At 49.2% G+C, this 360-nt stretch carries 1 protein-coding gene and 1 tRNA gene; both read left to right on the top strand.

Translation table 11 applies throughout. From position 1 onward, the window contains the following. Position 1: 1 nt before the first annotated feature. A tRNA-Thr gene (locus OGV79_RS02315) sits at positions 2 to 77 on the top strand. A 116-nt stretch (positions 78 to 193) separates the two neighbouring features. Then, positions 194 to 360, top strand: a 167-nt coding sequence (locus tag OGV79_RS02310; RefSeq protein ID WP_001326213.1) for a GTP-binding protein, incomplete at its 3' end; no start/stop codon positions are given.

The following is a 360-nucleotide window of genomic DNA, read 5'->3' as shown; positions in this document are numbered from 1 at the left end:
TGCTGATATGGCTCAGTTGGTAGAGCGCACCCTTGGTAAGGGTGAGGTCCCCAGTTCGACTCTGGGTATCAGCACCACTTCACTTCTCCTTCCCGTTTCTCTCTGTATAAACTTAAATATTCAACAATTCAGGCATATCGCCTGGTTGATGTGGTGATATCACCGATTTATCCGTGTCTTAGAGGGACAATCGATGTCTAAAGAAAAGTTTGAACGTACAAAACCGCACGTCAACGTCGGTACTATCGGCCACGTTGACCATGGTAAAACAACGCTGACCGCTGCAATCACTACCGTACTGGCTAAAACCTACGGCGGTGCTGCTCGCGCATTCGACCAGATCGATAACGCGCCGGAAGA

Source organism: Citrobacter sp. CK185 (genome assembly GCF_030333565.1).
GTDB lineage: Bacteria > Pseudomonadota > Gammaproteobacteria > Enterobacterales > Enterobacteriaceae > Citrobacter_B > Citrobacter_B koseri.
This window is presented reverse-complemented; position numbering and strand designations above follow the sequence as displayed.